The organism is Holospora elegans E1 (genome assembly GCF_000648275.1).
GTDB classification, from domain to species: Bacteria; Pseudomonadota; Alphaproteobacteria; order Holosporales; family Holosporaceae; genus Holospora; species Holospora undulata_A.
Map to the genome: position 1 here is coordinate 1 of NZ_BAUP01000135.1, position 2,499 is coordinate 2,499.

Sequence of the window (2,499 nt, forward strand, 5' to 3'; positions counted from 1 at the left end):
TCGAGAATTTTAGCCAAAGATAGCATGACGAATTTTCAAAGTTTTATTAACGTGAAGTGCTGCAAAAATAAGCAGTGTTCCCTCCAGAATTTCAAGTGATCGTATGTTTGCAAGGGGGGCGAAATCTTGTAAACCAATGGCGCTGAGGAGCGTTATTTTGTTCAATGGAAAAGGTTTTATCTTTTCCCTGAAAGAGGGGGGGCTTGGAATAATTTTATTAAAACCTGCCCAATGATCTGCGCAATAAAACAATAATCGTTCAAAAAGTCGTTTGAATGTTTGACTCGAGAGATCACCAAATTGCCAATAGATGAACCGTTTTCCAGCACGATCATAGGATTTAGAAATCCAAGCTTTAGAAATCCAAATTTTTTGCTTCTTTTTTTAAATATACAAAAATTTATCGACTTCCATGATAATACCTTTGTCTTCTGGGGATGGCTCAATTTTAGCGCATCGCCTTAATCCTAAGGTGCGCCCTCTTCAAAACAGCGGTGGTGCTGGCACCAAAAGCTGCGCACTTCGGTTCATTGAAAAGCCGCTTGCGTATAAAACGAGGGCTTGGAGCTTGTCTTTTTCAGGCACACCTCGTGAAATTTTTCCGCATTTTCTTACATTTGTACCTCTAACCTCCTCGAACAAAACCGCTTTTAAAGCAATCTTAAACATTCACAAAATTTACATACTTACATACAATCATTTTTAGAGACTTTTAAAAGACTTGCTTTGCCAATTTCTAACAAAAAATATATTTAGTTAAAAGCTTCCAGATCCTTAAAATTTAACTGCAATTATAGGCATATTATTTTAGGTTTACTATATTTTGTTATTTTTAAAATATAATGTACATTGTAGGTTTCAAATGATTGATTAAAATGAAAATAAATTTTTTTTATATAGCCTTCGCCATGATGATACATACCGCAGCTCAAGCTAACTCTATGAAAGAGTTAGAAAAAAATTTGACTGAAACTATCGAAGCGTTCTCAAAACCGGTATCTTGGGAACAAAAAGAGAAGTATGAACAAAAAGTCATTTCATATTTTTTAGAGTTTATATCTAAACTAAAAGAGTCTTCCTCTGTAGAAAAAAGTTTGTTAGAAAGTTTCGTGTGTACTTTTTTTGAAAAAATATTAGAAATAGAAATAGATCAACAAATAAAATACATTGAAAATGAAGAAAAAGTACAAAAAGAAATAGAAAAAAATAATGATGGCCCGGGATACGTGACAATAGCAGAAAATATCAAAAATTTAAAGATAGGGATGTCTTATTTGAAAGACTCTAAAAAAAAATTGTGAAAAATTAAAAAATTCCAAGAAAATACAAAACCAACCGCAATCTAAGTATCAGGAGCGTTTTAGTCTGTTTTTAAAAGTATTAGATGCTATAAAAAAATCAAGCTCAGGAGTGGCAGAAGAAGCGGTAACAGAAGCTCTAAAAAGCAGAGTATCATGGGAGTTACAAAAGAGGAATAATGGAAAATTCATAGCAAGTGATGAATTGCCAAAAGAATTCGCAAGGTTAGATAGGGGATTAAACGCAAAAAAGAGAGCAGCAGGAATAGACGCTATGATTTACCGTTACGTTAAAAGTGTTGGACTAATGCGTTGAAAGTTGTCATTGACGCGGTCGACAAGATCCATGGCGATGTTGTTTCAGGTTTGGTTGAAAAAACGCAGCATACTCTCGCGAAATTCTTTGGCAGAGACGAAAAATTGATTATTGAAATTTAGGTTGAATTAGATATTTTAAAGAGCCACGAAAAAGCGTTGAAATTCAGTATATTGCATTACAATCCACCTCTTCATATTAGCCGAGATTTTCTATATTGGAAGTCTTGGCATGTCATAAGAACAACCACTTTAATCAATAGACACTCTCTGCTTATCTTCTTTTTTTTATTCTTCAATTTTTTGGCAAAACGTAAATCTTTTTTCTGGATCCGCTTTTGGGTGATTTAGAGTTTTTTTATATGTCACTCCTAAACGTTGTTTTGCACATCTGATACCAGAAGTGCTGACTCCTCACCTCTTAGCCCTTTCATAGCTAAACTATCTGGAAATTCTTCCGTATCTATTCTCAATTTTTCTTTGTCTAATTTTGTCCATGGTTTATTCCTTTTGTTGCCCCCTTCAAGAGTTTTGCTCCATCTCACTACTGCTGATTTAGATATGAAAAATCTGGCGGATACTTTTTCAAATGATAAACCGTGCTTTGTTTTTAATACTTTTTTCGAAAATCTAATGAATATGTCATAACTTTAACTATATAATTTATTGTTTAGTCCCAGCAAGAAGTGGTTAGGATTAGGTATAAAATATTCAAGATGAATTGTCCACTGATTTAGAATAAATTGCCAAGGAGTTTTTCCTTTGATAGCTTTGAGTCGTTTAGCAAAGTTGTAAGCCATAAGATAAGCACGTCCATGCTGTTTTAGCTCATCATGAGAAGCATAATGAAAGCTATTAACTGTTGCTTCTTTTAGATTTCTATTAA

At 33.5% G+C, this 2,499-nt stretch carries 6 protein-coding genes and 1 pseudogene; 3 read left to right on the plus strand and 4 right to left on the minus strand.

Features of this window, described 5'->3' with window-relative positions:
- Nucleotides 1–9 precede the first annotated feature (9 nt).
- Together HE1_RS09810 and HE1_RS07620 are read right to left on the minus strand one after the other, a co-directional pair.
- Nucleotides 10–165: a hypothetical protein gene (locus HE1_RS09810; protein WP_242837220.1), complete on the minus strand. Its 156-nt coding sequence runs from the start codon at nt 163–165 to the stop codon at nt 10–12.
- A 318-nt stretch (nt 166–483) separates the two neighbouring features.
- Nucleotides 484–669 (minus strand): helix-turn-helix domain-containing protein, encoded by a 186-nt coding sequence (locus tag HE1_RS07620; protein WP_162832704.1) that lies wholly within the window; start codon nt 667–669, stop codon nt 484–486.
- Nucleotides 670–875: 206 nt separating this feature from the next.
- On the opposite strand from HE1_RS07620, the gene HE1_RS05500 reads away from it, so the two are divergent.
- From HE1_RS05500 to HE1_RS10065, 3 genes are all read left to right on the plus strand, one after another.
- Nucleotides 876–1,301, plus strand: coding sequence for a hypothetical protein (locus HE1_RS05500; protein WP_162480420.1), 426 nt, complete (start codon nt 876–878; stop codon nt 1,299–1,301).
- Nucleotides 1,302–1,410: 109 nt separating this feature from the next.
- Nucleotides 1,411–1,614, plus strand: a complete 204-nt coding sequence (locus HE1_RS05505) for a hypothetical protein (RefSeq protein WP_035545571.1) — start codon at nt 1,411–1,413, stop codon at nt 1,612–1,614.
- Nucleotides 1,611–1,736: a hypothetical protein gene (locus tag HE1_RS10065; protein ID WP_278243471.1), complete on the plus strand. Its 126-nt coding sequence runs from the start codon at nt 1,611–1,613 to the stop codon at nt 1,734–1,736. Before HE1_RS05505 ends, HE1_RS10065 begins: the two co-directional genes overlap by 4 nt.
- A gap of 248 nt (nt 1,737–1,984) precedes the next feature.
- On the opposite strand, the gene HE1_RS09395 is transcribed toward HE1_RS10065, so the two are convergent.
- Both HE1_RS09395 and HE1_RS09150 read right to left on the minus strand, forming a co-directional pair.
- The gene (locus HE1_RS09395; RefSeq protein ID WP_206537255.1) at nt 1,985–2,158 is read right to left on the minus strand and encodes a hypothetical protein; all 174 of its coding nucleotides are present in this window, start codon (nt 2,156–2,158) and stop codon (nt 1,985–1,987) included.
- Between the two features lie 105 nt (nt 2,159–2,263).
- A pseudogene (locus tag HE1_RS09150) lies at nt 2,264–2,499 on the minus strand (IS481 family transposase); the annotation flags it as partial.